The following is a 25,389-nucleotide window of genomic DNA, read 5'->3' as shown; positions in this document are numbered from 1 at the left end:
GGGTAGTACAGTCTGGAACTATATTGACCGTACCACCCGGAACCAGGAGGTCGCATGCCGGTCGACGCCGCGCAGCTCTGGACGCTGAACCACCGCCTGCTCACCGCCGTGCTCGACGAGTGCAGCGCCGAGCTGGAGGAGCTCGGGCTGGAGCCGAAGGAGTTCTTCGTCCTCGCCGAGGTGGCCGCGTCGCCGTACCCGGCCCAGCTCGCCACGGCGCTGGTGATCCCGAAGGCGAGCGTGACGGTCTACGTGCGCAACCTGGTGGCGAAGGGGTTCATGCGGCGCGAGATCGACGACGCTGACCTGCGGCGCCACCGGCTCGTGCTCACGGACGACGGCGTCGCCGCGCGGGACCGCTCCTTCGCGGCGCTCGCGGCGGCGTTCGAGCGCAGGCTGGCGCTGATCGGGCCTGGCGACCGGGCCGAGCTGACCCGCATCCTGACGGCGCTGCTCGCACCCGCCCCGCAGGTGGCACCGTGAGGACCGACCCGCGGGAGACCCGGCAGTGGACCGAGGACGAGCTCTCCCTGCTCGCCCGGACGGAGCTCATCCGCGTCGCGGGAGCCCGCGACGACGGGACGCTGCGGTCCTTCGTGCTCGTCGGGCACGTCCGGCTCGGTCAGGACGAGCTGGTCCGCTCGCTCAACGGGCCCGACGGAGCCTGGTACCGCGGCGCGGTCCGGTCGGGCCACGGCGAGATCGACGTCGACGGGCGCCGCATCGCTGTCGCGTTCGTCCGGGACCTCGGGCGTGCGGCGGAGGTCGACCAGGCGCTGCACGACCGGTACGGCCACGACTCCGGGGTCCGCCGGATGACCCGTTCGCCGGCGCGCGACGCGACACTGCGGGTGATCCCGCTGGGAACGGACGTGTGATCAGGCGTCTTCGCGCAGGTACAGGTCGCGCAGCAGGCCGATCTCGCCGCCGTGGTGCGAGACCTCGACCAGGGCGTGCAGCGCGAGCTTCAGGTAGGTCTCCTCGGCCCAGCCACCGGGGCCCCGGCCGATCGGCGCCAGCAGGCGCTCGTCGTCCATGGCGGCGACACGGGAGATGAACTGCTCCCAGTCGTCGGCGAGCGCCTGGATGCCCTCCTTGGCGGTGCCCGGCCACTCGTGGCGGTCGGGGAACTCGGGGGCGTCGTCGAAGAGGTGGATCACGTAGCCGCGCAGGCAGAGGCTGCCGATGTGCCAGATGCGCCAGGCGATCGTCGTGACGGGGTCCGGCTCGTCCGGACCCGATTGCGGAAACAGGTCGGCGACGCGGTAGACGCCGTCGTCGCCGGGGCGGATGCTGATGCAGCCGCTGACCGGCTCCCAGTGGTACTCCGCGTCGGTCAGCCCTTCGAGGCGCCCGAACAGCCGGGTTCGTGCGCGCTCGAAGGTCGCGAGGATGTCCCGTGTGGCGGGGCTGTGCTCGGTCAGGTCTGCCATGTCGGCTCCAGAGTTCGGTGGTCTCGGTCGGTCGGTCGGTCGGTCGGGTCGCGGCGCGGGGCGCTGGTGCGTCCGAGCCGGGCGCCCCGCCGGACGACGACGGGCGAGCCGTCCGCGATGAACGCCGAGAACGGTTCGGCGGCCAGGCTCTCGGCGAACGGCCGGCCGTACACCTGCTCGACGTCGCACTCCAGGGCGGCGTCGCGGGCCTGCCGGACCTGCCAGCTCGGGTGCTCCACGCGGTACTCGACAAAGCCGCCGCCGCGCTGCGCGGCGTACCCCCAGTAGTGCTCGGTGACGAACTCCTCCTGGGAGCCCTCGACGAGCGGCCGCGCCGGGCCGTCGGTCGTGGCGCGCAGGTGGTGCCAGTCCCCGGCGTCGTGCCACGCGTACTCGACCAGGCCGCCCGGGGTGACCTCGCCGTCGTGCAGGTCGATCCTGTGCCGCATGGGCCGCGCGACGTACTTCTCGCCGTAGACGACGCGGGCGACGGTGGCCAGCGCCCACCGGGGCACGATCTCCTTGACGAAGACGACGCCGCGCCGCCAGCCGTCGTCCGCCCGGCGGCGCACGTAGAAGCGCAGGTTGATCTCGTCGAAGTCGCGGTGGAACGGGGCGGGGACGCCGAGCAGGCGGGTGTCGAGGAACTGGAACCCGACCATGCTCACGAGGTGCCGGCCGTCCCAGGTGTCGAGCTCGACGCCGCGCGGTACGAGCGGGCGCAGGACGTCCGGATCGATCTCGTGGCTGAGCATCACCAGCCGGCGCCACTCGGCGGAGAGGAACATTCCGGTCCCCGTCTCCGGGCGGGCGTTCTCCAAGGTCACGCCGAGGAACGTACCAAGCAGGAGCGTCGGGTGGGGGAGAAGGCCCTGTCCGGCGACTCAGCCAACGACGGACAGTGCCAGGGCGGCCAGGCCCACGGTCGGCACCGCCGCGACCACGCCCCAGGCGGCGAAGCGGCGCCACGGGACCGGGACGCCGAGCGCGACGACGCGCTGGTGCCACAGCAGCGTCGCCAGCGACGCCCACGGCGTGACCAGCGGACCCAGGTTCACGCCGATCAGGAGCGCCATCAGCACGACGGGGTCGCCCGCGGCGATCGGCTCCAGCACGAGGTAGGCGGGCAGGTTGTTGATGCCGTTGGCGGCCAGCGCGCCGAGCCCCGCGACGCGCAGCAGCTCGCCCGGGCCGTGGCCCGCGCCGGTCACCGCGGTCAGGAGGGCCGTGAGGCCGTGGGCGTGCGCCGTCTCGACCAGGACGAACAGCGAGGCGGCGATCCCGAGGGCCTGCCACGGCACCAGCGCGGGCCGCAGCGCGCCGGGCCGTCGGACGAGGAACAGGGCGGCGAGCACGACGGCGGCGGCCGTCGCGGGGACCCATACGTGCGGCGTGAGCGCGAGCAGCGGCAGCAGCACCAGGAGCACCAGCCCCGCGCCCCAGAACAGCACGGGGTCGGAGGGGACGCGCTGCGGGGGGACCCGGTAGGTCGAGAACAGGACGCGCCGGTACCGGACCGTCAGGAGCGCGACGGGCACCACGACGCCCACGAGGGCTGGTGCCCAGCTCAGCGCCACGAAGGCGGAGGGGTGGTCGCCGAACGCCGGCGCGGCGAGCAGGTTGGTCAGGTTGGAGACCGGCAGCAGCAGCGAGGCCGTGTTCGCCAGCCAGATGGTCGCCAGCGCGAACGGCAGGGGTGAGATCCCGATGCTCTGCGCGAGCAGCACGACGAGCGGCGTCAGGATGACCGCGGTGGTGTCGAGCGACAGGAACACGGTGCTGACGACGGCCAGCAGCACCACCCACACCCACAGCACCACCATCCGCTGCCGGCCCCAGCGGCCGAGGAGCTGCGCGAGCACCTCGAACACCGAGGCGTCGCGCGCGAGCTCGGCGACGATCGTGATGGCGACCACGAAGCCGAGCACGGGGGCGGTGCGCGCGCCGACGGCCCGGGCGTCCTGTGCCGGCAGCAGGCCGCTCAGCACGCAGGCGGCCGCGAGGACGACCATCGCGAGAACGATCCACGTGCTCGGTCGAGGTCGGGTGCGCGCGCCGTTCACGCGCTGAGCATACGGATCCGCGGGAGGGCGGCCGGCCACGGGGCGCGGCCGCCCTGCTGCGGGCTGCGAACCCGTCAGACGCCGTCGCTCACTGCGTCAGGTCGGTGGCTCGCTCCGAACGCTGAACTCCGGCCCACCACGTGTCGAAGTCGACGCCCCGTTCCTTCGCCAGCTCTTCCAGCCTGGCCTTGGTGGGGGGCTGGAAGAGCTTCGGCTTGATCTTGCGGTCGGCCGTGGCGTACTTCTGCTGGAGCTTCGCCTGCTCCGCGGCGCCTGCCTCCGCCTCGGCGAGGACCGTGCTGGTCGCCGCGACGCTCGCGCCGGTCAGCACGCCGCTGACGAGCGGCAGGTAGCCGTTGGCGTGACCGAGGCGGTTGGGGTGGTACGACTCCTGGACGGGGTTCGAGAAGCCGTTGATCCACTCCGTCGAGTCGCAGACGGCGTGGCCGGTGAACCGGCTGACCGGGTTGACGAACGTGAACCCTCTGGCGGAGGCGGCCGCCGAGATGACCGAGTTGATGTGCACGACGGCGTTGTTGAGCGCCGTCTCGTCCTCCGGGCTGAAGAAGGTCGCCAGGTTGCAGTCCTCGCCCATGAAGATCTTCGGGTAGCCGACGACGACCACCTTCGCGTTCGGTGCCCTCGTCCTGACGGAGGCGTAGAGCGTGTTGAGCCGGCCCGGGAGGGTGCTGGAGATGAACGCACGGGCCGCGGCGACCGTCCCGGCGCAGTCGCTGGCCCACGCGGGGAGGGCGCACTCGGTGAGCACGTCGGCGAACCCGGCGTCGTTGCCGCCCACCGAGAGGGTCACGTACCTCGTGCCCGAGGTCAGTGCGCTGATCTGGGTGCTCGTCACGTCGGCCACGACCGCTCCCGAGCAGGCCCGGAAGTTGAGGCTGTAGCCCTTGGCCGCCGCGGTCAGGCTGGCGTAGGCGTAGGTGGAGCGCAGGCACTCGGTGCCGTCGTTGATGTAGGTCCTGGTGCCGGTTCCCGAGGAATAGGAGTCGCCCAGGGCGACGTAGGACTCGCCGGCGGCGTACGACGGCAGGGCCGGCGTCGTCACCAGCCCGAACGTGGCAAGGCTCGTCGCCGCCAGGGCGGCGAGGACGCGCAACAGACGGTGCTTCATCGGGTAGCTCCTCTGAAGGTCCGTCGAGCCACGCCAGTTGTGGCTCGATCGCTACCTTTATAGGAGATTTCACCCAACCTGCACAATGTCTGGCAAATGAATTCGCCAAAAATAGGTCACCCAACACCATCTGTGGGTGGTGGCCTGCCCGGTCGCAGGCGCTAGTCGTATCGCCAGCCGCGCCGAAGGTTCGCGAAGATCATCGCCAGGGCCTCGCCGGGCGTGCTCTCGCGGGCCGCGATGTCGGGACTCTCGAGGACGAGACGGGCCAGGGCGCGCACCGCTGCGTCCGCGGGTTCGCGGCACTCGTCGGCGAGCACCGTGACCAGCGCGTCCTCGCAGTCGGTCCACTTCTTCCGGACGTGCGCCCGAAGTTGCGGGGTCGAGAGGATCAGTTCCAGGAGCCGCTTGCGCTCGCGGTCGTGGGCCTCGAAGGGCAGCCGGCTCGCCATGAACGCCTCGACGGCGCGCAGCGGATCGGCCCCTGCGGGGCGCTTCCGCACGGCGTCGACGAGGGCGGCGGCGCGGTCCTCGTCCTGCTCGAAGACGAGGGCGACCTTGCCGTCCGGGTAGTAGGTGAACAGCGTCGTCAGCGCCACGTCGGCGTCCTCGGCGATCTGGGCGACGGTCACGTCGTCGAATCCCCGCTCCAGGAACAGCCGGACGGCCGACTCGTGCAGGGCGTGGCGGGTCTGTGCTCGCTTGCGCGCGCGAAGTCCGGTTCCGGCTGCCATGCGCCCGATCCTAGACCGCAACGTGTACCGAGACCAATTCTGGTGCGACTCGGATTCTGTAGTGACTACGGAAATGCGTGCTAGCGTCCTGCCTGTCACAACGAACGAGGAGGACGAGATGGACAGGACTGCGATCGTCAACGCACGCGTGTTCGACGGCGAGGAGGTGATCGACGCCGGCGTGGTGGTGCTGGAAGGGCCCCCGGATCCTCCAGGTCGGGGGCGTGGCCCCGGACGGGTCCGACGTGGTGGACGCCGCCGGTTCGACCCTGCTGCCCGGACTCATCGACGCCCACGTGCACACGTCGGTCGAGGCGCTCGAGCTCGCCCTCACGTTCGGCGTCACGACCGAGCTGGAGATGCAGGGCATGTTCACGCGGCAACGGCGGGAGCACGTGACGGGCAATGACCGTGTCGCCGACGTCCGCTCCGCAGGGTTCGGCATCACGCCCCCTGGCGGACACCCCAGCGAGCTGATGGGCGACGGCGGGCACGACGGCGATCCCGAGGACGACGAGGCGCCCCCGTGGGAGGGCGCGGAGGGCGAGGACGGCGGATCGTCCTGGTCCGACGTCGTGATGCCGTTCTCGACCACCCCGGAGGAGGCGGTCGCCTTCATCCCGCAGCTCGAGGCGGCGGGCTCCGACTACATCAAGTTCATGATCGACGACGGCTCGGTCGAGGGCGCCCCGGGGCTCCCGCTGCTGGGTGACGCGACGATCGCGGCCGGCGTAGCGGAGGCGCATCGGCGCGGCCTGCTGACCGTCGCACACACCCTCACGGTCGACGCGACGGCGTCGGCGATCGCGGGCGGGATCGACGGCCTCGTCCACCTCTTCATGGACCGGCCGCACACGCCGGAGATCGTCCGCTCCGTGGCCGGCTCAGGTGCCTTCGTCGTGCCCTGCGTGGTCCTGAACGCGTCGATGATGGGCATACCGGCGACGGAGCTCGCGGCGGACCCGCGCGTGAGCTCCCGGCTCGACGACGCCTGGACCGCGACGCTCCGCAGCAGCTACGACCGGTATCCGCAGGGGAGCCTGCAGGACGTCCTCGCCTCGGTCAAGGCGCTCCACGACGCGGGCGTCGACCTCCTCGTCGGCACCGACGTGTCGTTCCCCCTGCCGGCGTTCGGCGGCATGGCGCACGGGGCGAGCGTCCACCACGAGCTGCAGCTCCTCGTGCGCGCCGGACTCACCCCGCTCGAAGCGCTCCGCGCCGCCACGTCCACGCCGGCACGACGGTTCGGCCTCTCCGACCGCGGGCGGATCCGTGAGTCGCTCCGCGCCGACCTCCTGCTGGTCGACGGCGACCCCACCACGCGCATCGCAGACTCACTGAACATCCAGCAGGTCTGGCGCCGAGGCGCACCACTGTTGCCTGTCGGTGATCGGTGGTACGTCAGGTGATCGCGGAAGCTCAGTCGCCGGTGCGCCCCGGCAGGAGCTGAGCCGCGAGTGATCGTGCCGTGGCGGTGAGCGTGGCCGTGTCCAGCCCGGTCCGGCCCATGAACACGATCCCTGTTGTGCGGCGAGGAGGGCCCGCGCCAGCGCGACCGGATCCGCTTCGGCAGGCAGGTCGCCCTCGCGCTGGGCCCGCGCGACGCAGTCGGCGATCAGCGCGGTGGACGTCTCGTAGGTCTGGTGGGCGTGCGCGAGGACCTCCGGATCGGCGTTGCCCAGCTCGCAGGTGCGACCTGGCCCACCGGGGCATCACGGTCAACGTCATCCAGTCCGGGTTCGTCGACACCGAGATGAACCCCGCCGACGGCCCGGCCGCGTCCAGGTTCCTTCCGACGACGGCGATGGGGCGGTACGGCAGGCCGGAGGAGATCGCCGCGGGCGTCGTCTTCCTCGCCAGCCCGCAGGCCTCCTACGTGACTGGCGCGGTGTTGAGGATCGACGGCGGCTACGGCGCCTAGCGCGACCGCGCGGCGCACGACGACCGGGTGATTGTCGACGCCGGGGCCATCAGCGACGTCCCGCCGGCTCTCTTTCCTGTCAGCGGCCGCGTCCGCGGTCAGGAGAGAGGGCACGACCATGGACCACGACTGCGGATGCGGCGACGAGGCCACCGCCGCGCACCACCACGGGCACGGAAGCGGGTATCGCACCGCGCCCCTCACCTTCGACGCCGACGGCCAGCTCGTCGTCGGTCCCGTCATCCGGCCGGAGCTGCTCACCCGGCCGTGTCCCATCGGCACGCTGGAAGGCTCGTGGCTCCTGGAGCTGGAGCGTCGCACGGTGTTCGGCCCCGAGGTGCGCGGCGCGATGCGCATCGAGGTCGGCGCCTCGTCGCTGCGCGTCTCGGGCGACATGTACTCCCGGCGGGTCTTCCCGCCGGTCCTCGAGCCGCGGCTCCCGATCCCGAGCCCGTTCCCGATCCCTGACCCGGGGCCCCTCGCGGGCGCCGTCGCCCGAGGGGTCGGTCCCGTCGCCGGAGGGCCGGACGCCGACACCGTCGAGCACGGCGCCGAGTTCGGGACCGCATCCGGCGAGGCGGGTGCCGCGGGCGACGACCCGGCGGCCCTGGCCTTCCCGCTGCTGGGGTTCCGCTGGTATCCCACCTTCCCCGCGTCGGAGTACTCCTGGTACTTCCGGTCGAACGGCGCCACCTACGCCGGCGGCACGCTGACCGTGCAGATCGTGCGGCACCTGTGGAACCGCACCACGCAGGAGTTCGTCTCGACCGACACGGGCACGCTCACCCTGAGCTGTCGTCGGCCGCTGGTCGTGACGACGGCGTCCAGGTTCCTCGGCCCCTCGGACCGCATGACCGGCACGCTGTCGATCGGCGGCACCGTCACCAACGTCACGGCCCGCAAGACGTCGCCGATGTACCGCGGCTGCCGCATCGAGGTCGACGCCATGGTCAACCGCGCCTTCCCGGCGTCCGCCACCGTCGGCACGGGCGCGACCGCGACGGTGCGCTCGGTCTACGCGACCGCGGGCTGGGACGTCACCGTCGTCACCGACGAGATCGCCGTGCCGAACGACGCCGACCTCACCAACGCCGAGCTCGCGACCCTCATGACGGGCCACCGCCAGGCGGTCCCCGGCGAGGGGTGGCGGCTGTGGCTGTTCGTCGGCTCGTCGCAGGGCGGCCTGTTCGGGATCATGTTCGACGACGACACCGTGCCACGCGAAGGGGCTGCCGGCTTCGCCGACGTGCGGCTGGGCAACGACTCCGTCATCGCGGCCCCGGCGCGTGGACGCCCGCTCGACGAGGTGCCCGCGGCGTTCCTGCGCACGCTCGTGCACGAGGCCGGGCACGCGTTCAACCTGTGGCACCCGAAGCACGACGTGCACAACCCCGGCATCGGCATCGAGATCATGAACCAGACGGGCGACGTCATCGGCTTCGCCACCGCGGCCAACCCGTACCCGGGCAACGCGGCGTTCGTGTTCTCGGACCACGACCGCACGTCGCTCATCCACTCGCCCGACCCGCAGGTGCGCCCGGGCTGGAAGAACTTCGGGTGGGGGCACGGCGACCTGTCGGCGGGGCTCCCGGCGCCGGTCGACGTCGCCGGGCTCGGCGGCGACACGGGCGACGAGGGCCTGGAGCTCACGGTGGCGATGTCCGCCCAGGCGTACGTGGGCGAGTACGTCACGGCCGAGGTCGCGCTGACCAACGTGTCGGACCGGCCGCGCACGGTCACGACGCTGATCAACCTGTCGGAAGGTGACCTCGTCTTCCTGCACACGCCGCCCGACCACTCGCTGCAGCACCTCGTCGACGTCGCGATCGGCTGCGGCCCGCGCCCGACGGTCGTGCTGCAGCCGGGGGAGTCGCTCCACAACCACGTCCAGGTGTTCTTCACCAACCAGGGCGTCACGTTCACGGCCCCCGGCCGGCACACCGTCGCCGCGCAGCTCGAGGTGGACCCGTTGACCACAGTGCGTTCCGCACCCGTCACGGTCGACGTCCGCGGCCCGGCCACCGACGCCGAGGTGGACATCAGCGCGAAGACGCTGACGCCGGGCGTCGGGCGTGCCATCGCCCTGGGCGACTTCGCCACGGACGCCTCGGCCCGCGCGGTCCTCACCGACCTGGCCGAGCAGCACAGCGACACCGACACCGGGGCGGCCGGGGCCCTCGTCCTCGCCAACTCGCTCACCCGCTCGTTCACGGACGTCCGCGCCCAGGACGTGCGGATCGCGTCCCCGGACGAGGCCACGCACTTCCTCGAGCTGGCGCTGTCGGGGCGGTCGGCCGAACGGGCGGCGGCGCTCGCGGTCACCGTCGCGAGCCCCACCGAGAAGAACGCGCCGGTCGTGGCCGACACGATCGCGGCGCTGAAGGCGCGCGCGAAGGGCGGCGCCCGCACGGCCGCGGGGAAGGACTTCGCCGCCGCGCAGCGCGTCGCGGCGGACTTCACCGAGCCGCAGGGTCGCTGACCGGGCGACACGTGGACCGCACGGGGAAGGATCGACACGGGAGGATGGATGCCGGAAAGGATCGACACAGTGACAGACACAGTTCAGGGCGGCGGGGGCGGCGGCGGGCTGGAGCTGCGACTCCGGCCCGCCGCGGCCTCCCTCCCGCTCGACCGCATCGCGTTCGTGGACGTCGAGCTCGTCGCGACGGGCGGCCCCGCCACCGTCAGCGCCCGGCTCAACCTCGTCGAGGGTGACCTGGAGATCGAGGTCGCGGGAGCCGGGGGCACGCCGGTGCGGGCCACGTGGCCGTGGCCCGCCGACTCGGCGCCGCGATCCGTGGACCTGCCCGCGGGTGGGCGCCTGGTCGCCGCGGTGCCGCTGCTGTCGTCGGGGAGCGTGCCGCTGTTCCCCGCGCCCGGCAGGTACGAGCTGACGGCCCGGTTCGCCGCGCGCCGGGGGGAGGACGTCGCGGCGCGTCCCGTCGCACTCGTGCGCACGGCTCCCGAGGACGCCGTGCTCGCCGGCCTGCTCGGCGACCGCGACGTGCTGCAGTCCGTGCTCGGCGCCGGCGTGCTCGGCGCCGCGGCGCTGTCGCTGGAGCTGCTGGCCGCCTCGCCCGACGCCGGGACCGCGGCCGCGGCCGAGCTCGCCCTCGGCCGCACCGGCGCCCTCACCGACGCGGCGTCCGACCCGGCGGTGGTGCGCGCCGTCGCCGCCCTGCTGCCGCCCGGCGCCACCGGGCAGGACGACCGGCGCGACGCGGTCGTCGCGCGTGCCACCGGGCACGCGACGGCGCAGGCCGCCTCGCGTGCCGGCCCAGGTGCCGGCGCACGTCCCACCGCGCGCGACCTCGCCGCGCTGACGGGGCAGCCGCTCGTCGGCTGACCGGGGAGTGAGGGGAGTTGTCGGGAGAAGCGCCGCGCCGCTAGGGTCCGCCCTGGACAATTCGCCCATAACAAAATTGGGAGCATGGCGATGACGGCTGACGCGCCGACGGTAGCGCCGACGACAGCGGCGGAGCCGCCGACCACCCCGCGGCCCGCCGCCCCGGAACAGGCCCCGGGGCAGGCCCCGGCACAGGCCCCGGCGCAGGCCGCCGCACCGGCGCCGCCGACCAGCACCTTCGGCGCACCGTGGATCCGGACCGCCGGCGAGGTGGCCTGGAAGCTGGTCGGCATCGTGGCGGCCGTGGCCATCGTGTTCTACGTGGTGGGCCTGGTCCAGGTCGTGTTCGTCGCCCTGTTCCTCGCCCTGGTCTTCACCACCGTGCTGCTCCCGCTGGGCGACTTCTACGACCGGGTCATGCCGCGCGGCCTGGCCATGGCGGCGTCCCTGCTGACGGCGGTGCTCGCCGTCGGCGCGCTCGTGACCTACGTGGTCTCGTCCGTGGTCAGCCGGTGGGAGGACCTCGCCACCGAGTTCGCCACCGGCCTCACCGACCTCGCCCAGCTGCTCACCGGCGTCCCGATGCTGGCCGGGCTGGGCACCCCCGGCGACTGGCTGAAGGACGGCGGCGCCTGGCTCCAGGCCCACGCCGGCGACTACGCGGGCACCGCCGCCGAGAGCGCCGGTTCGGTCGCCGAGGGTGCGACCGCCGTCGTCCTCGCGATCTTCTGCACCGTGTTCTTCCTGACCCAGGGCGGCCGCATGTGGCGCTGGGCGCTGGACTTCGTCCCCGCCGACCGGCACGACCGGTGGGAGGCCGCGGCGGCCGCGGGCTGGACCTCGTTCTCCGGCTTCACCCGGGGGATGTTCTTCGTCGCGCTGTCCGACGGCATCCTCGCCGGGATCTTCCTGTCCGTCGTCGGCGTGCCCCTGGCCCTCCCGCTGTCCGTCGTGGTGTTCCTCGGCGCGTTCATCCCCATGATCGGCCCCGTCGCCGCCATCGTGATCAGCGTGCTCGTCGCGCTGGCCGCCAAGGGCCCGGTGCTCGCCCTGGTCGTGCTGATCGGCATGGTCGTGGTCGCCCAGATCGACGCCAACGTGCTCCAGCCGCTGATCACCGGCAAGCAGGTCTCGCTGCACCCCGTGGTGATGGCGCTCGTGGTGGCCGCCGGATCGGTCCTGGGCGGCCTGCTCGGCGCCGTCGTGGCCGTCCCGCTCACCGCGGTGGCCTGGGCGGTGTTCACCACGCTGCGCCGGACGGCGCAGGAGGCGTCGCCCGCGGCGGCGCACGGGGTGGCCCCAGGGGCGGCCCCGGACGTCGCCCCGGCCCCCGCACCCGGCACGGCGGCCCCCGGTGAGGCAGACTGACTCGGTGCCCGACCCCGCGCCACGACCCGCCCCACGACCTGCCGCGCCGCAGGCCGGCGTCCCGCGCCGGGACCCGGCGTGGCGAGACTCCGCGCCGCCGCCGTGGCTGCGCACCTCCGCGGGCTGGTCGTGGCGCCTGATCCTGGTCGTCGCGGGGATCGCCCTGGTGTTCTGGGCGGTCACCCAGGTGCTGCTCGTCTTCGTGGCGGTGTTCCTGGCCCTGGTCTTCACCGCGGTGCTCAACCCGCTCACCGACCTCTACGCCCGGGCCATGCCCCGGCCCCTGGCGACCGCGGCGGCCATCCTGTCCGGCGTGCTCGTGGTCGGCGGGCTCCTGACCTACGTCGTCGTGTCCGTCGCCGGCTCGTGGGAACGGCTCGCGGGGGAGTTCAACACCGGCATCGACCAGATCGTCAGCCTGATCGAGAACAGCCCGTTCCCGGTCGACGTCGAGCTGGACACGCGCGACCAGTGGATCGACGACGCCGCGAACTGGATCCAGGAGAACGCCCAGACCCTCGTGGGGCAAGCGGCCGAGAGCGCCGGCTCGATCGTCGAGGGCATCGCCGTCCTGGCCCTCGCGATCTTCTGCACCGTCTTCTTCCTCGCCTCCGGCGGCGCCATGTGGCGCTGGTTCATGCAGCAGGTCCCCGCCCGCACCCGCGACCGGTGGAACGACGCCGCGGGCGCCGGCTGGTACACCTTCTCCGGCTACACCCGCGGCACGGTGCTCGTCGCGATCACCAACGGCATCCTCGCCGGCATCTTCCTGACCATCCTCGGCGTGCCGCTCTCCGCACCCCTGGCCGTGCTGGTCTTCATCGGCACGTTCATCCCGCTCATCGGCGCCCCGCTGGCCATGATCATCGCGGCCGTCGTGGCGCTCGCGGCCGACGGGCTGCTGACGGCCCTGATCGTCGTGATCGGCATCGCCGGCATCGGCCAGCTCGAGGGACACGTGCTGCAGCCGCTCATCATGGGCAAGCAGGTGTCGCTGCACCCCGTCGTGGTCGCCCTGGGCGTCACGAGCGGCACGGTGGTCGGCGGGATCCTGGGCGCGATCGTCGCCGTCCCGCTCATCGCCGTGGCCTGGGCGGTCTACACCACGCTGCGCAAGCCTGCCGACGACGCCGACGACGGCGCCGACGAGGCCGGTGACGCGCCCGCCGGCGCGGCGCACGATGCGGACGACGACGTCGGCGAGGCGTGACCGACGTCACCCGACCGACTCCCGCGAGGTGCCGTCCGAAACGGTAAACCTGCAGGTGGGAGCCTGTTTCTGTGGCACCATCGAGGGATGGAACCGTTCGTCCTGGCCACGGAGCACGTCCGCCTGTCCGTCCCGACCTACTCGGACGTCGACGCGATCACCACGGCCTGCCAGGACCCCGCCGTCGCCGAGTGGACGGTGGTGCCGGTGCCCTACGAGCGCAGACATGCCGAGAGCTTCGTGCGGTACCACGTCTCCGAGGGCTGGGCGAAGGGTTCGGTGTACACGTGGGCGGTCCGCGCCCCGGGCGACGTCGACGGGCCGCTGCTCGGCATGGTCGGCCTCACCTGCGAGGGCACCCCGGCGGAGGAGCGCGCGGGGGAGCTCGGCTTCTGGATGACGGCGGACGCGCGGGGCAGGGGGCTGTGCACCGAGGCGTCCCGGCTCGTGGTCGACTGGGCCCTGGACCCCGAGGGGCTCGGCCTGTCCGTGGTGAGCTGGGTCGCCTACGTCGGCAACTGGGCGTCCCGCCGGGTCGCCTGGCGGCTCGGCTTCCGGCACGAGGCCACCCTGCGCCGGCACGGGCTGCAGCGCGGCGTGCGCCGGAACGCCTGGGTCGGCACCATCCTGCCCGAGGATCCCCGCGAGCCCAACGAGCCGTGGCCCGCCCACGCACCAGCGCTGCACGTGAGTGTCAGTGAGCATCCGTAGGCTGGGGCGGTGTTCGACGACTTGTTCAGTACGGTGACGACCGACACGGCGGGTACCCCGACCGCGCGGGCGTCGTCGCCCCTCGCCGTGCGCATGCGCCCGGCCTCGATCGACGAGATAGCGGGACAGGAGCACCTGCTGGTGCCCGGGTCGCCCCTGCGGCGGCTCATAGAACCAGCGGAGGGCCCGGGCTCCACCCGTTCCGCGCCATCGTCGGTCATCCTCTGGGGACCGCCCGGCACCGGCAAGACCACGCTCGCCTACCTCGTGGCCACCGTGTCGGGGCGCCGTTTCGTGGAGCTGAGCGCCGTCACGGCGGGCGTCAAGGACGTGCGGCAGGTGGTCGAGGACGCCCGGCGCCGGCTCGCCACCGGCGGTGACGAGACCGTGCTGTTCGTCGACGAGGTGCACCGCTTCTCCAAGTCGCAGCAGGACGCGCTGCTGCCGAGCGTCGAGAACCGGTGGGTCACCCTCGTGGCCGCGACCACCGAGAACCCCAGCTTCTCCGTCAACTCGCCGCTCCTGTCCCGCTCCCTGCTGCTCACGCTCAAGCCCCTGGAGACCGAGGACGTGCGCGCGCTCGTGCTGCGCGCGGTCACGGACGAGCGCGGCCTCGGCGGCGCGGTCGAGCTCGACGAGGACGCGACCGACCACCTGCTGCGTCTGGCGGGCGGCGACGCCCGCAAGGCGCTCACCATCCTGGAGGCCGCCGCGGGCGCGGTGCTGTCCGACGACGAGCCGGCGACCGGCGCCGACGGCACCACCCCGCTGATCGGCCTGGCCGACGTCGAGCGCGCCGTCGACGTCGCCGCCGTCCGCTACGACCGCGACGGCGACCAGCACTACGACGTCATCTCGGCATTCATCAAGTCCATCCGCGGCTCGGACGTCGACGCCGCCCTGCACTACCTGGCCCGCATGGTCGCCGCGGGGGAGGACCCGCGGTTCATTGCGCGGCGCCTGGTCATCTCCGCGGCCGAGGACGTCGGCATGGCCGACCCCTCCGCCCTGCAGACCGCCGTCGCCGCCGCCCAGGCCGTGCAGCTCATCGGCATGCCCGAGGGGCGCATCGTGCTGGCCGAGGCCGTGGTGCACCTGGCCACCGCCCCCAAGTCGAACGCCGCCTACCTCGGCGTCGACGCCGCGCTGGCGGACGTCCGCGCGGGCAAGGTGGGCACGGTGCCGCCGCACCTGCGCGACGCGCACTACGCGGGCGCCAAGCAGATGGGTCACGGCGACGGGTACCGGTACGCGCACGACTGGCCGCACGGCGTCGCGCCGCAGCAGTACCTGCCGGACGTGCTGGCCGGGTCGCGCTACTACGACCCGAGCGACCGCGGGTACGAGCGGCAGGTGGCGGAGCGCCTGGAGCGCATCCGGGGGATCCTCGGGAGCGACGGGTGAACGGTGGCGTGACCAGGCCCACGGCGAGCCGGAACGCCGACGTGCGGTAAGATTGCCAGGTTGCCCATGGCAACGCCCTGGGACCTCGGCCCCGCGAGCATGGTGCTCACGCACCCCGCTCCATCGGCTGGTCCCGCACCCGGTGTGGTCCTCCTTCGTGGGGGAGCCGTGTCCGGGTGTGACCTTCAATATCTACAGGACAGGACATCACAGTGACTTCTGTGACCCGTGCGCGCCGCCAGGTGCGCCTGAGCCGCAAGCTGGGCCTCGCGCTCACGCCCAAGGCCGTCAAGCACTTCGAGAAGCGTCCGTACCCGCCCGGTGAGCACGGTCGTGCCCGCCGTCGGACCGAGTCGGACTACGCGGTGCGTCTGCGCGAGAAGCAGCGTCTGCGTGCGCAGTACATGCTTCGCGAGAAGCAGCTTCTCAAGGTCTACGAGAACGCCCGCAAGCAGGCCGGCCTGACCGGTGAGGTCATGGTCGAGGACCTGGAGACCCGTCTGGACTCCGTGGTGCTGCGTGCCGGCTTCGGCCGCACCATCCTGCAGGCCCGCCAGCACGTGACGCACCGTCACATCCTGGTGGACGGCAAGATCGTGGACCGCCCGTCGTTCCGCGTGAAGCCCGGCCAGACCATCCAGGTCAAGCCGAAGAGCCAGACCACGGTGCCGTTCCAGGTCGCCGCCGCGGGCGCGCACCGCGACGTGCTGCCGACGCTCCCGGGCTACCTGGACGTGCAGCTCGAGAAGCTGACCGCCACGCTGACCCGTGCACCGAAGCGCGCCGAGGTCCCCGTGACCTGCGACGTGCAGATGGTCGTCGAGTTCTACGCTCGCTGATCGCACCCGCAGTACCGGACGGCCCCGTCCGCGCCCCGGCGCGGAGGGGGCCGTCTGCTTTTTCGTACCGGCTGACGGCGGCCGTAGTCGAACGTAGGAGTAGTCGCTCCATGAGCCCCCGGAGTGCGACTTCTCCTACGTTCGACGCCTGGCCGGGCACCGGGCGAGCACTCGGCCGGGACTCGGGCGGGCACTCGGGCAGGCACCCGGGCGGGGCGACGGGCGAGGGTGGCCGGGAGCGGGATAGGGTGATCGACGACCCCGGCAGCCAGCGGCGCCGGACCTCTGCGAACCTTCAGTCAGGAGCTTGCGCATGACCCTCGGCGACATCGGAGACGTGGCGGGACTGATCGCGGCGATCGCGTTCGTGCTCCTCGTGGGCTTTCTCGCCGTCCCGTTGTGGAAGCTGGGAAGGCTCCTGGACGAGGCGCGGCTGAGCGTCCGTGACGTCACCGAGCACTCGGTGCCGATCCTCGACGAGGCCGCCAGCACCGTCGCCTCCGCGAACACGCAGCTCGTCAAGGTCGACACGATCACCACCTCCGCGGCGTCGGTCAGCGAGAACGTGTCCGCGCTGACCGGGCTGTACGCGGCGACGCTGGGCAAGCCGCTCGTCAAGGTCGCGGCCTTCTCCTACGGTGTGCGGCAGGCCTTCGGGCAGGCCAGGAACGGCGGCGGCCGGCACACCGGCAGTGACACGACCGCAGGCACGAGTACCGGCGCGAGCGGGGCCGGCGCATGATCCGCCGGCTGTTCTGGGTGGGCGTCGGCGTGGCCGTCACCGTCGTCGTGATCCACAAGGGCCGCCAGGTGGTCGCGCGCTACACGCCCGAGGCCGTCAGCGAGCGCGCCGCGGCCGCCGTGGACGACGCCGGGGTGCGCCTGAACCAGATGGCGCGCACGTTCCGGTCGGAGTTCACCACGGCGCGCGCCGAGCGCGAGGCCGAGCTGATGGCCTCCCTCCGGGGCGAGCTGCAGGACCACCAGCGGTAACGGATCCCGCCGGATCATTCAGTTTCCGTCTGCCGCGCTACCAGCGGCAGAATAGGTACGTGCCCGGACAAGCGTCCCGCACCAGAATTTGTGCACCCTCCAGCACGACCCATCAGTACGACCGAGAAGAAGGACCACTGACCTCATGCGCACCGCCGAGATCCGCAAGCGTTGGCTCGACTACTTCGAAGCTCAGGGCCACGCGGTGGTGCCGTCGGCGTCGCTGATCTCGCCGGACCCGTCGACGCTGTTCACCATCGCGGGCATGGTGCCGTTCATCCCGTACATGACGGCCCAGCAGACCCCGCCGTGGACGCGCGCCACCAGCGTGCAGAAGTGCGTGCGCACGCTCGACATCGACGATGTCGGCAAGACGACGCGGCACGGCACGTTCTTCCAGATGAACGGCAACTTCTCGTTCGGCGACTACTTCAAGGCCGACGCCATCCGGTTCGCCTGGGACTTCCTGACCGGCTCGCTGGACGACGGCAAGCTCGGCATCGACCCCGACAAGCTGTGGGTCACCGTCTACTACGAGGACGACGAGGCCCGCCAGCTCTGGAAGGACATCGTCGGCCTGCCCGACGAGCGCATCCAGGGGCTCGGCAAGAAGGACAACTACTGGTCCACCGGCCAGCCCGGCCCGGCCGGCCCGTGCTCGGAGATCTTCTACGACCGCGGTGCCGCCTACGGTCCGGACGGCGGCCCGCTGGTCGACGAGGGCGGCGACCGGTTCGTCGAGATCTGGAACCTCGTGTTCATGCAGTACGCCATCGACGACGTGAAGTCCAAGGAGGACTTCCGCATCGTGGGCGAGCTCGCCAAGAAGAACATCGACACGGGCATGGGCCTGGAGCGGGTCGCCTTCCTGCTCCAGGGCAAGGACAACATGTACGAGATCGACGAGGTCTTCCCCGTCATCGAGGCCGCCGAGAAGCTCAGCGGCAAGAAGTACGGCGAGAACCACGACGACGACGTACGGATGCGCGTCGTGGCCGACCACGTCCGCTCGGCCCTGATGATCATCGGCGACGGCGTGCGCCCCTCGAACGAGGGCCGTGGCTACGTGCTGCGCCGGCTGCTGCGCCGCTCCGTGCGCGCGATGCGCCTGCTCGGCGTGGACGGCGTGGCCCTGCCGTCGCTGCTGCCGGTCTCGAAGGACGCCATGGCCCCCTCCTACCCGGAGCTGGGCACCAACTTCGAGCAGATCTCGGCCGTCGCCTACGCCGAGGAGGAGGCCTTCCGGCGCACGCTCGCCTCGGGCACCACGATCCTCGACGGCGCCGTTGCCGGCCTGAAGAAGCAGGGCGGCGAGCACCTGGTGCTGCCGGGCGAGGCCGCCTTCCAGCTCCACGACACCTACGGCTTCCCGATCGACCTCACCCTCGAGATGGCCGCCGAGCAGGGCGTGCAGGTGGACGAGCAGGCCTTCCGCTCGCTCATGCAGGAGCAGCGCACCCGGGCCCGCGCCGACGCGCTGGCCAAGCGCACCGGCGGGGCCGACGTCGCCGCCTACGAGGCGCTGGAGAAGGAGCTGACGGCCCCCGTCGAGTTCCTGGGCTACACCCAGACGGACGCCTCGGTCCGTGTCGCCGGCCTGCTCACCGGCGGTGTCCCCGCCCCGGCCGTCACGGCTCCGGCCGAGATCGAGGTCGTGCTGGACCGCACCCCGTTCTACGCCGAGGCCGGAGGCCAGCTCGCCGACCACGGCACGATCGTGCTCGACGGCGGCGCCACCATCGAGGTGGACGACGTGCAGCGCCCCATCAAGGGCCTGAACGTGCACCGTGGCCGCCTGATCGAGGGCACGGTGGCGCTCGGCGACCCGGGGACCGCCCAGATCGACACGGCCCGCCGCAAGGCCATCAGCCGGGCCCACTCGGCCACGCACATGATCCACAAGGCGCTGCACGAGCTCGTCGGCCCGGACCGCACCCAGGCCGGCTCGGAGAACGCCCCGAGCCGCATCCGGTTCGACTTCCGCTCGCCGTCCGCCGTCTCGGCGTCCGCCCTGACGGAGATCGAGGAGCGCGTCAACGTGCGCCTCGCGGACAACCTCGACGTGACCGACGAGCTCATGCCGATCGCAAAGGCCCGCGAGGCCGGTGCCATGGCGCTGTTCGGCGAGAAGTACGGCGACGTCGTGCGCGTGGTCTCGATCGGCGACGACTGGTCGCGCGAGCTGTGCGCCGGCACGCACGTCAAGCAGACCGGTCAGCTCGGCCGGGTGACTCTGCTGGGCGAGTCGTCGATCGGCTCCGGCGTGCGCCGCGTGGACGCCCTGGTGGGCGACGGCGCGTACGGCTTCCAGGCCAAGGAGCACGCCCTGGTGGGCCAGCTCACCGGGCTGCTCAACACGCGCCCCGAGGACCTCCACGAGCGCGTCGGCTCCCTCGTGACGCGCCTCAAGGAGGCCGAGAAGGAGCTCGCCACGCTGCGGCAGGGCCAGCTCCTGGCCGTCGCCGGCAAGCTCGCCGCCGAGGCCCCGCGCGTCGGCGACGTCCGCGTCGTCACCCACGACGCCGGCGAGGCCCAGGCCGACGACCTGCGGGCCCTCGTGCTTGACGTGCGCGGCCGCCTCGGCGAGGCCGAGCCGGTCGTTGCCGCCGCCGGCGGCGTGTCGGGCGGCCGCCCCGTCGTGGTGGTCGTGACCAACGCCGCCGCCCGTGCCGCCGGCTACAAGGCCGGCGACCTCGTGCGCACCGCCGCCCAGACCCTCGGTGGTGGCGGTGGCGGCAAGCCGGACATGGCCCAGGGCGGCGGCACCGACCCGGCCAAGCTGGGCGAGGCCCTGGCGGGCATCGCCGAGGGCGTGCGCCTGGCCGCAGTAGGTGCCTGACGTCGTGACGGACACCGGGACCGAGCCGGGCCTCCCGCGGGGGGCCCGGCTCGGGGTCGACGTCGGCATGGCCCGGATCGGGCTGGCGGCGAGCGACCCCGACGGACTGGTCGCCACCCCCGTGGAGACCGTGCCGCGGGTGCTGGCGGGCGCGAAGCAGGGTTCACCGAAGCAGGGTTCACCGAAGCAGGGGGCGCCGAGCGCCGACGGCACCACGGCCGACGTCACGCGGATCGTGGACGAGGCGGTCGAGCGGTTCGCCGCCGTCGTCTACGTGGGGCTGCCGCGGCACCTGTCCGGCAAGGAGGGCGCGGCCACCGCCGACGCCCGCCGGTTCGCGGCCCGGTTGACCGTCGCTCTGGCCGCGGTCGGCGAGCGCGCCGAGGTGCGTCTCGTGGACGAGCGGATGACGACCGTGTCGGCGCACCAGGCGCTCCACGCGGCCGGCAGAAAATCCAAGAAGCACAGGTCCGTGATCGATCAGGCCGCAGCCGTTATCATTCTGCAATCTGCACTTGACGCGGAGCGGGCGAAGGGGGAGCGCGCCGGCGAGCTCGTCGAGGTGCGGACCGTGCACGACACGCACGAATGAGCTCAGCGCCACCCCCCCCAAGGACACCCCCCGACGAAGGACAGTGAGTCTCCGGTGACGGACCTCTTCACGGCGCCCCCGCGCTCCCAGGCAGATCCCTCGTTCCCCGCGCCGAGATCAGGCCGGAGGGCGCAGCGACGGCGTCGGCGCAACAAGCGTGGCCGTGCGCTGATCGTGCTGCTCGTCGCCCTCGTGCTGGTCGGCGGGTCGGGCTACGCGATCTGGAGCAACCTCGACTCCCTGATGGGCCTGACGAACCCGCTGGAGTCCAAGGACTTCCCGGGTCCCGGCGGCGATCAGGTCGACGTCGAGATCCCCGAGGGCGCGACCGGCACGGTCATGGGCCAGGAGCTGTACAAGGCCGGTGTGGTCGCCAGCGTGTCGGCGTTCACCACGGCCTTCGAGGCGAACCCGGACTCGGTGTCGATCCGCCCCGGCACGCACGCCATGCTCGAGGAGATGCCCGCGCGGGACGCCGTCGCCCTGCTCGTGAAGAACGAGATGGTGGACCTGCAGCTCACCATCCCCGAGGGCTACACGGTGGACCAGATCGTCGAGCGCGCGGTCCAGGTCACCGGCCTGCCCGCCGAGGACTTCGAGGCCGCGCTCAAGAAGCCCGCCACGTTCGGCCTGCCCAAGCAGGCCGGCGGCGACACCGAGGGCTGGCTCTACGCCGGTACCTACGCGCTCAAGCCCGACAAGGACACCGCCGTCGGGCTGCTGACGCAGATGGTCGACCGCACCGAGCAGGCCCTGCGGAAGAAGGACATCCCGGGCGGCGACTGGGAGGACGTCCTGACCAAGGCCTCGCTGGTGGAGCGCGAGGGCCTGCACGCGGAGGACAAGCCGAAGATCGCCCGTGCGATCGAGAACCGGCTCGAGGACGGCATGATCCTCCAGATCGACGCCGCGGTCGCCTACGGGGCGGGCAAGCCCGGCACCGAGCTGACCAAGGAGGACCTGGGCAACGGGAAGAACCCGTACAACACGTACGAGCACACGGGGCTGCCGCCGGGGCCGATCGCGAGCCCGGGGGAGACGGCGATCGACGCCGTGCTCCACCCCACGCCGGGCGACTGGAAGTACTGGATCACGGTCAACCTCGACACGGGCGAGACCAAGTTCTCGGAGACCTACGAGCAGCACCTCGCCTACCAGCAGGAGCTCCGCGACTGGCAGGCGGCCAACGGCTGAGGGTGATGAATCCCCGGAGTTGGCCGGGAATGTACGGATCGGGGTAGCGTTCGCGGCACCCGACCCGTGATGCGATCGTGACGTGCGGTTGCAGTGTCGTGTTCCCGGTTGGTGACCAGCGTGGTTCGTCCAGTGATCCGCGCACCGTAGAGGATGGAGCGAGCGCGTGACCCAGGCCCTTCCGGGAGTGAATTATCAGGGGCCACCAAGGCACGCCAGCGGCTCGCGCGGTCGCCGGGGGGACCGCGACGGCACGCACCGGAGCGGGAGGCGGGGCAGCGGCGGGCGTGGCCCGCTGCGCCCGGTGCTGATCGCCGTCGTCGCCGCGCTGGTCGTCGTGGGCGGCCTGGGCGCGTGGACGGTGAAGAACGACGGCTACCTTTTCGGGATCGAGACGCCGTTCGCCGCCGCCGACTACGAGGGCACCGGCGGCGAGCCGGTCGCCGTCGACATCCCCGAGGCCGCCAACGGCTACACGATCGGCGCGGAGCTCGAGGCGAAGGACGTCGTCGCGAGCGCCGAGGCGTTCGTCCGGGCGTTCAACGCCAACCCGGACGCCGGGGGCATCCAGCCGGGCACGCACCAGATGAAGCTGCAGATGAGCGCGGATTCGGCGGTGGCGCTGCTCGCGGAGAACAAGGTCGACCGCGGCGGGCTGACCGTCGTCGAGGGCCACACCGTGGCGCAGATCAAGGACACGATGGTCGAGCAGGGCTGGCCCGAGGCGGACGTGGACGCGGCCCTCGCGGACCCGGCTGCGCTCGGCCTGCCCACGGAGGCCGGGGGTGAGCTGGAGGGCTGGCTCGCGGCCAGCACCTACGACGCGAAGCCCGACACGGTGAGCGCGGCGGACGTGCTGAAGCAGATGGTCGCCCTGACCGTCCAGCAGCTCGAGGCGCTCAAGGTGCCTGCGGACCAGCGCAACGACCTGATCATCAAGGCGTCGCTGGTCGAGCGCGAGGCGCCGGACGAGTACCGCGGCCAGGTGGCCCGGGTGATCGAGAACCGGCTCGCGGCGAACGAGCCGCTCGGCCTGGACGCCATCGACTCCTACGGGCGCAAGAAGCCGTCGCACCTGATCACGTCCGAGGAGTTCCAGGACAAGTCGTTCCCGTACGCCTCGCGCGTGGTCGCAGGGCTGCCGCCGACGGCGATCGGCGCCCCCAGCAACGCCTCGCTGGAGGCGGTCATGAACCCGCCGGCCGGCGCCTGGCGGTGGTACGTGACGGTCAACTTGGACACACAGGAGACCAAGTTCACTGACAGCTACGACGAGTTCCTGGTCTTCCGGGAGGAGTACCAGGCCTGGGCAGCGGAGAATGGCTACTGATGATCACCTCCGCCGCCGCTGATCCTGTTCCCGGAGCCGTCGGGACGCGCCGTGCCGCGGTCCTGGGACATCCCGTCGCGCACTCCCTGTCCCCGGTGCTGCACACCGCCGCCTACCGGGCCCTGGGCCTGGCCGGCTGGGCCTACGGCGTGCACGACGTCACCGAGGACACCCTCGCGGGTTTCCTGGAGGACGTCGCCCGGGACCCGGCGGGGGCCTGGGCCGGGCTCAGCCTGACCATGCCGCTCAAGCAGGCGGTCTTCCCGCTGCTCGACCACGTCGAGCCGCTCGCCGCGGCGGTCGGCGCCGTGAACACGGTGCTGTTCACGGCGGTCGGCGGTGCGGTCACCACCACCGGTACCAACACCGACGTGCACGGCATCGTCGCGGCGCTGCGCGAGGGGCTTGGCGTGGGTCCGCGTCCCGTCGCCGAGGCGGTGGTCCTGGGCGGGGGAGCGACCGCGGCGTCGGCCCTGGCAGCCCTCGCCGAGCTGGGCTGCGCGTCGGCGCGGGTCTTCGTGCGCTCCCTGGACCGCATCGGCCCGCTGCGTGCGGCCGTGGCCCGGATGGGCGTGAGCCCCTCGTTCGAGGTGTTCGACGACAAGGCGACGACGTCGGCCCTGGTGGCCGCGGACGCCGTCGTCTCCACGACGCCGAAGTACGCCGCCGACACCTGGGCGAAGCTGCTGACCGACGGCGCGCTCGGGGCTGCGGTCGCCGGTGCCGACGCGCCCCGCGGCGTCCTGCTCGACGTCGTCTACGACCCCCGGCCCACCGCCCTGCAGTCCGCGTGGACGGCGCTCGGCGCCCGCGCCGTGGGCGGCGAGCGCATGCTGCTGCACCAGGCCGCCGAGCAGGTGCGCCTGATGACGGGTCAGGTGGCGCCGCTCGCGGCGATGGACGAGGCCCTCCGCGCGGCCCTGGCCGTCCCGGCCTGACCTCGCATGTTCACCCCGCGCGACACGCCGAGGCCGAATCGTCGTGACTGTCGGTGTGTCGCCCACCGGACCGGTGCGCCGACCGCGTCACGCGCGTGAAACAATCCGACCATGCTGCGTTGGTTGACATCGGGTGAATCGCACGGTCCCGCACTCGTGGGCATGATGGAGGGTCTGCCCGCCGGGGTGGAGCTGACGACGTCGGACATCCAGGGCGCCCTGGCGCGCCGCCGCCTCGGCTACGGCCGCGGCGCCCGGATGAAGTTCGAGCAGGACCAGGTGCGGGTGCTCGGCGGGCTGCGCCACGGCCTCACGCAGGGCGGGCCGCTCGCGATCGAGATCGCCAACACGGAGTGGCCCAAGTGGACCGACGTCATGTCGGCCGACCCGGTGCCCGCCGAGGCGCTCCTGGTCGACGCCGGCACCGGCGACGAGCGCGAGGTGGCCCGCAACCGGCCGCTGACCCGCCCGCGTCCCGGGCACGCCGACCTCATCGGCATGCGCAAGTACGGCTTCGAGGACGCGCGGCCCGTGCTGGAGCGCGCCTCCGCGCGCGAGACCGCGGCGCGGGTGGCGCTCGGCGTGGCCGCCGCCAAGTTCCTCGAGCAGGCGCTCGGCATCCGCCTCGTCTCCCACGTGGTCGCCATCGGCGAGGCCGAGGCGCCCGACGACGCGGCGCTGCCGACCCCCGGCGACGTCGCGGCGCTCGACGCCGACCCGGTCCGTTGCTTCGACGCGGCCTCCTCGAAGCTCATGGTCGAGGAGATCGACCTCGCCAAGAAGGACGGCGACACGCTGGGCGGCGTGGTCGAGGTGCTCGCCTACGGCGTGCCCTCGGGCCTGGGCACCTACGTGCAGGGCGACCGCCGGCTCGACGCGCGGCTGGCCGCGGCCCTCATGGGCATCCAGGCGATCAAGGGCGTCGAGGTCGGCGACGGCTTCCGCACCGCGCGCCGTCGCGGCAGCGCCGCGCACGACGAGATCGTCCGCGGCACCGCTCCCGACGGCCGCCCCGGCATCGAGCGCACCACCAACCGTGCCGGCGGCATCGAGGGCGGCATGTCGAACGGCGAGATCGTGCGCGTGCGCGCCGCGATGAAGCCCATCTCGACCGTCCCGCGGGCGCTGCCGACCGTGGACACCGCCACGGGCGAGCCCGTCACGGCCCACCACCAGCGGTCCGACGTCTGCGCGGTGCCGCCCGCCGCCGTCGTCGCCGAGGCGATGGTGGCCCTCACCCTGGCCGAGGCGGCCGTCGAGAAGTTCGGCGGCGACTCCGTGGCCGAGGTACGGCGCAACCTCGAGTCGTACGTGGCCGCCATCCCGGAGCTGCTGCAGTGACGCG

General features: G+C 72.6%; 24 protein-coding genes. 19 read left to right on the top strand and 5 right to left on the bottom strand.

Features of this window, described 5'->3' with window-relative positions; all coding sequences use genetic code 11:
- Positions 1-54 precede the first annotated feature (54 nt).
- The gene (locus ACIPN7_RS22870; protein ID WP_400547713.1) at positions 55-483 is read left to right on the top strand and encodes a MarR family winged helix-turn-helix transcriptional regulator; all 429 of its coding nucleotides are present in this window, start codon (positions 55-57) and stop codon (positions 481-483) included.
- Positions 480-878: a DUF2255 family protein gene (locus tag ACIPN7_RS22865; protein WP_400547710.1), complete on the top strand. Its 399-nt coding sequence runs from the start codon at positions 480-482 to the stop codon at positions 876-878. The genes ACIPN7_RS22870 and ACIPN7_RS22865 overlap by 4 nt, the downstream gene beginning before the upstream one ends.
- Here ACIPN7_RS22865 and ACIPN7_RS22860 read toward each other — a convergent pair whose 3' ends face one another.
- The 5 genes from ACIPN7_RS22860 to ACIPN7_RS22840 form a co-directional block, all read right to left on the bottom strand.
- Positions 879-1,433, bottom strand: a complete 555-nt coding sequence (locus tag ACIPN7_RS22860) for a DinB family protein (RefSeq protein WP_400547707.1) — start codon at positions 1,431-1,433, stop codon at positions 879-881.
- Complete coding sequence (locus ACIPN7_RS22855; RefSeq protein WP_400547704.1) at positions 1,421-2,260, bottom strand: YqjF family protein; 840 nt, start codon at positions 2,258-2,260, stop codon at positions 1,421-1,423. The genes ACIPN7_RS22860 and ACIPN7_RS22855 overlap by 13 nt, the downstream gene beginning before the upstream one ends.
- A 57-nt stretch (positions 2,261-2,317) precedes the next feature.
- A complete protein-coding gene (locus ACIPN7_RS22850) occupies positions 2,318-3,496 on the bottom strand; it encodes an SLC13 family permease (protein ID WP_400547702.1) in 1,179 nt (392 codons plus the stop codon).
- 88 nt (positions 3,497-3,584) lie between these two features.
- Complete coding sequence (locus ACIPN7_RS22845) at positions 3,585-4,625, bottom strand: SGNH/GDSL hydrolase family protein (protein ID WP_400547699.1); 1,041 nt, start codon at positions 4,623-4,625, stop codon at positions 3,585-3,587.
- Between the two features lie 161 nt (positions 4,626-4,786).
- Entirely contained in the window at positions 4,787-5,359 is a 573-nt protein-coding gene (locus ACIPN7_RS22840; RefSeq protein WP_400547696.1) for a TetR/AcrR family transcriptional regulator, read from the bottom strand.
- 224 nt (positions 5,360-5,583) lie between these two features.
- Here ACIPN7_RS22840 and ACIPN7_RS22835 point away from each other — a divergent pair, with 224 nt between their 5' ends.
- The 17 genes from ACIPN7_RS22835 (at position 5,584) to aroC (ending at position 25,385) form a co-directional block, all read left to right on the top strand.
- Positions 5,584-6,768 carry an amidohydrolase family protein gene (locus ACIPN7_RS22835; protein ID WP_400547693.1) on the top strand — a complete coding sequence of 395 codons (1,185 nt, stop codon included), beginning with the start codon at positions 5,584-5,586 and terminating at the stop codon, positions 6,766-6,768.
- A gap of 98 nt (positions 6,769-6,866) precedes the next feature.
- Positions 6,867-7,280, top strand: coding sequence for an SDR family oxidoreductase (locus ACIPN7_RS22830; protein ID WP_400547690.1), 414 nt, complete (start codon positions 6,867-6,869; stop codon positions 7,278-7,280).
- Positions 7,281-7,398: 118 nt separating this feature from the next.
- Positions 7,399-9,759, top strand: coding sequence for a hypothetical protein (locus ACIPN7_RS22825; RefSeq protein ID WP_400547687.1), 2,361 nt, complete (start codon positions 7,399-7,401; stop codon positions 9,757-9,759).
- Positions 9,760-9,828: 69 nt separating this feature from the next.
- Entirely contained in the window at positions 9,829-10,626 is a 798-nt protein-coding gene (locus ACIPN7_RS22820) for a hypothetical protein (protein WP_400547684.1), read from the top strand.
- A gap of 84 nt (positions 10,627-10,710) precedes the next feature.
- The gene (locus ACIPN7_RS22815; protein ID WP_400547681.1) at positions 10,711-11,994 is read left to right on the top strand and encodes an AI-2E family transporter; all 1,284 of its coding nucleotides are present in this window, start codon (positions 10,711-10,713) and stop codon (positions 11,992-11,994) included.
- A 4-nt stretch (positions 11,995-11,998) separates the two neighbouring features.
- On the top strand, positions 11,999-13,204 hold the full coding sequence (locus ACIPN7_RS22810; protein ID WP_400547678.1) for an AI-2E family transporter: 1,206 nt from the start codon (positions 11,999-12,001) through the stop codon (positions 13,202-13,204).
- 87 nt (positions 13,205-13,291) lie between these two features.
- The gene (locus ACIPN7_RS22805) at positions 13,292-13,915 is read left to right on the top strand and encodes a GNAT family N-acetyltransferase (protein WP_400547675.1); all 624 of its coding nucleotides are present in this window, start codon (positions 13,292-13,294) and stop codon (positions 13,913-13,915) included.
- Positions 13,916-13,924: 9 nt separating this feature from the next.
- The gene (locus tag ACIPN7_RS22800) at positions 13,925-15,319 is read left to right on the top strand and encodes a replication-associated recombination protein A (protein ID WP_400547672.1); all 1,395 of its coding nucleotides are present in this window, start codon (positions 13,925-13,927) and stop codon (positions 15,317-15,319) included.
- A 212-nt stretch (positions 15,320-15,531) separates the two neighbouring features.
- On the top strand, positions 15,532-16,158 hold the full coding sequence (rpsD, locus tag ACIPN7_RS22795; protein ID WP_182615637.1) for a 30S ribosomal protein S4: 627 nt from the start codon (positions 15,532-15,534) through the stop codon (positions 16,156-16,158).
- 313 nt (positions 16,159-16,471) lie between these two features.
- Positions 16,472-16,900, top strand: coding sequence for a DUF948 domain-containing protein (locus ACIPN7_RS22790; protein WP_400547668.1), 429 nt, complete (start codon positions 16,472-16,474; stop codon positions 16,898-16,900).
- Positions 16,897-17,151: a hypothetical protein gene (locus ACIPN7_RS22785; protein WP_400547665.1), complete on the top strand. Its 255-nt coding sequence runs from the start codon at positions 16,897-16,899 to the stop codon at positions 17,149-17,151. The genes ACIPN7_RS22790 and ACIPN7_RS22785 overlap by 4 nt, the downstream gene beginning before the upstream one ends.
- A gap of 145 nt (positions 17,152-17,296) precedes the next feature.
- A complete protein-coding gene (alaS, locus tag ACIPN7_RS22780) occupies positions 17,297-19,990 on the top strand; it encodes an alanine--tRNA ligase (protein ID WP_400547662.1) in 2,694 nt (897 codons plus the stop codon).
- Between the two features lie 4 nt (positions 19,991-19,994).
- Positions 19,995-20,582: a Holliday junction resolvase RuvX gene (ruvX, locus tag ACIPN7_RS22775; protein WP_400547659.1), complete on the top strand. Its 588-nt coding sequence runs from the start codon at positions 19,995-19,997 to the stop codon at positions 20,580-20,582.
- A 54-nt stretch (positions 20,583-20,636) separates the two neighbouring features.
- On the top strand, positions 20,637-21,776 hold the full coding sequence (mltG, locus tag ACIPN7_RS22770; protein ID WP_400547656.1) for an endolytic transglycosylase MltG: 1,140 nt from the start codon (positions 20,637-20,639) through the stop codon (positions 21,774-21,776).
- 304 nt (positions 21,777-22,080) lie between these two features.
- Positions 22,081-23,106 carry an endolytic transglycosylase MltG gene (gene mltG / locus ACIPN7_RS22765; protein ID WP_400547653.1) on the top strand — a complete coding sequence of 342 codons (1,026 nt, stop codon included), beginning with the start codon at positions 22,081-22,083 and terminating at the stop codon, positions 23,104-23,106.
- The gene (locus tag ACIPN7_RS22760; RefSeq protein WP_400547650.1) at positions 23,106-24,044 is read left to right on the top strand and encodes a shikimate dehydrogenase; all 939 of its coding nucleotides are present in this window, start codon (positions 23,106-23,108) and stop codon (positions 24,042-24,044) included. The genes mltG (ACIPN7_RS22765) and ACIPN7_RS22760 overlap by 1 nt, the downstream gene beginning before the upstream one ends.
- 111 nt (positions 24,045-24,155) lie before the next feature.
- Positions 24,156-25,385 (top strand): chorismate synthase, encoded by a 1,230-nt coding sequence (gene aroC, locus ACIPN7_RS22755; RefSeq protein WP_400547647.1) that lies wholly within the window; start codon positions 24,156-24,158, stop codon positions 25,383-25,385.
- Positions 25,386-25,389 lie beyond the last annotated feature (4 nt).

It is taken from the genome of Promicromonospora sp. NPDC090134, from assembly GCF_044746965.1.
GTDB lineage: Bacteria > Actinomycetota > Actinomycetes > Actinomycetales > Cellulomonadaceae > Promicromonospora.
This window is presented reverse-complemented; position numbering and strand designations above follow the sequence as displayed.

Coding starts and splice junctions, on each gene's coding strand:
- ACIPN7_RS22870 (WP_400547713.1), top strand. CDS start 55: ATGCCGGTCGACGCCGCGCAGCTCTGGACGCTGAACCACCGCCTGCTC.
- ACIPN7_RS22860 (WP_400547707.1), bottom strand. CDS start 1,433: ATGGCAGACCTGACCGAGCACAGCCCCGCCACACGGGACATCCTCGCG.
- ACIPN7_RS22845 (WP_400547699.1), bottom strand. CDS start 4,625: ATGAAGCACCGTCTGTTGCGCGTCCTCGCCGCCCTGGCGGCGACGAGC.
- ACIPN7_RS22840 (WP_400547696.1), bottom strand. CDS start 5,359: ATGGCAGCCGGAACCGGACTTCGCGCGCGCAAGCGAGCACAGACCCGC.
- ACIPN7_RS22830 (WP_400547690.1), top strand. CDS start 6,867: ATGAACACGATCCCTGTTGTGCGGCGAGGAGGGCCCGCGCCAGCGCGA.
- ACIPN7_RS22825 (WP_400547687.1), top strand. CDS start 7,399: ATGGACCACGACTGCGGATGCGGCGACGAGGCCACCGCCGCGCACCAC.
- ACIPN7_RS22815 (WP_400547681.1), top strand. CDS start 10,711: ATGGCGATGACGGCTGACGCGCCGACGGTAGCGCCGACGACAGCGGCG.
- ACIPN7_RS22805 (WP_400547675.1), top strand. CDS start 13,292: ATGGAACCGTTCGTCCTGGCCACGGAGCACGTCCGCCTGTCCGTCCCG.
- ACIPN7_RS22790 (WP_400547668.1), top strand. CDS start 16,472: ATGACCCTCGGCGACATCGGAGACGTGGCGGGACTGATCGCGGCGATC.
- ACIPN7_RS22785 (WP_400547665.1), top strand. CDS start 16,897: ATGATCCGCCGGCTGTTCTGGGTGGGCGTCGGCGTGGCCGTCACCGTC.
- alaS (WP_400547662.1), top strand. CDS start 17,297: ATGCGCACCGCCGAGATCCGCAAGCGTTGGCTCGACTACTTCGAAGCT.
- ACIPN7_RS22760 (WP_400547650.1), top strand. CDS start 23,106: ATGATCACCTCCGCCGCCGCTGATCCTGTTCCCGGAGCCGTCGGGACG.
- aroC (WP_400547647.1), top strand. CDS start 24,156: ATGCTGCGTTGGTTGACATCGGGTGAATCGCACGGTCCCGCACTCGTG.